This window comes from Rathayibacter rhapontici, assembly GCF_001995175.1.
Classification (GTDB): Bacteria; Actinomycetota; Actinomycetes; order Actinomycetales; family Microbacteriaceae; genus Rathayibacter.
The window spans coordinates 1-1,184 of record NZ_MUKN01000124.1 but is presented as its reverse complement, the minus strand read 5'-3'; the positions used below and the strand labels follow the sequence as shown (position 1 = coordinate 1,184).

The window sequence follows — 1,184 nt, the reverse complement described above, 5'->3', positions numbered from 1 at the left end:
CGCCGCGACCGCGACGAGCGCCCGCGTCACGGCGACGTCGTCGTACGCCCCGAGGGCGACGAGCACGGCGCCGGACGCCACCAGGGCGGCCACCGACAGCAGGCCGGCGACCGGCACGGAGCGCCGGACGGCACGATCGTCGTCGCCGGCGGGCTCGGCGAGCGGCACCAGCGCCCACAGCCACAGGTAGAGGAGCACGCCGCCGCCGCCGAGCAGGGATCCGACGACCACGAAGAAGCGGGTGGAGGCGAGCGTCCAGCCGAGGTGCTCGGCGAGCGCGGCGCAGACACCGCCGAGGACGACCCGCCGGGGGCGTCGCAGCGGCGGCCGGACCGCGGTGCTCGAGATGCTCACACGAGCATCCAAACAGGTCGTCGGGGACCCGGGGGAGGAAACGAGGGTCGAGTCAGGGGATCCCCCGATGGTCGGCGCCTGTGGAGGAGCGGGACACTCTGAGCATGACAGCAGAGAGCACTCCCCCGCCGAGCGGCGGAGCGGACGGACCCGGCGCACCGGGGACCGCCGAGAGCGGAGCCGAGCAGCCCGCGCCCGAGGAGCAGGGCCCCGGCACCGGCACCGCGCCTCCCTCCGACAACCGCTTCTTCCTCTGGCTCCGCGGCCTCGGCCTCACCCGTCGCCCCGGCTGGATCGGCGGCGTCTGCTCCGGCATCGCCGAGCGCCTGGGGATCGACCCGCTGATCGTCCGCGGGATCGTCGTGGTGGTGGCGGTCCTCGGCGGCCCCGCGCTCCTCGTCTACGCGGCCGCCTGGCTGCTGCTCCCGGACGAGGACGGCGCGCTGCCCGTCGAGCAGCTCGTCGGCGGCCGGATCGAGCGGGTGCACGCCGGCATCGGCGCGCTGGTGCTCGCCTCGATGCTGCCGCTGGCGCAGGGTTTCTGGTCGCTCGGCGGCGCCTACACGGGCGCGGAGGCCTGGGCGCCCGCCGCCGGCCGCACGATCTGGACCCTCGTGGTCATCGGCCTCCTCCTCGCGCTCACCGTCTGGGTGGCGCGTCAGGCGGCCCGGTCGGGACGCACCCCGCACCGGAGGAGGCGCCCGCCGCGACCGGAACGGGTCCCGACTCCGCCCCCCTCTTCTCGCCGCCGCGTCCCGCCGACGTCCGGCCCGACTCCCCCGAGGACGTCGCCGAGTGGCGCGCCCGGCAGGAGGCCTGGCGGACCGAGC

Annotated in this window: 2 protein-coding genes; one reads left to right on the top strand and one right to left on the bottom strand. The window is 76.8% G+C overall.

The annotated features are described in order from the left end of the window. Positions 1-354, bottom strand: a 354-nt coding sequence (locus B0T42_RS18920; protein WP_236720421.1) for a PspC domain-containing protein, incomplete at its 3' end; no start/stop codon positions are given. A gap of 104 nt (positions 355-458) precedes the next feature. Here B0T42_RS18920 and B0T42_RS18915 point away from each other — a divergent pair. Continuing rightward, the coding region (locus tag B0T42_RS18915; RefSeq protein ID WP_139344603.1) for a PspC domain-containing protein at positions 459-1,184 on the top strand (726 nt) is incomplete at its 3' end.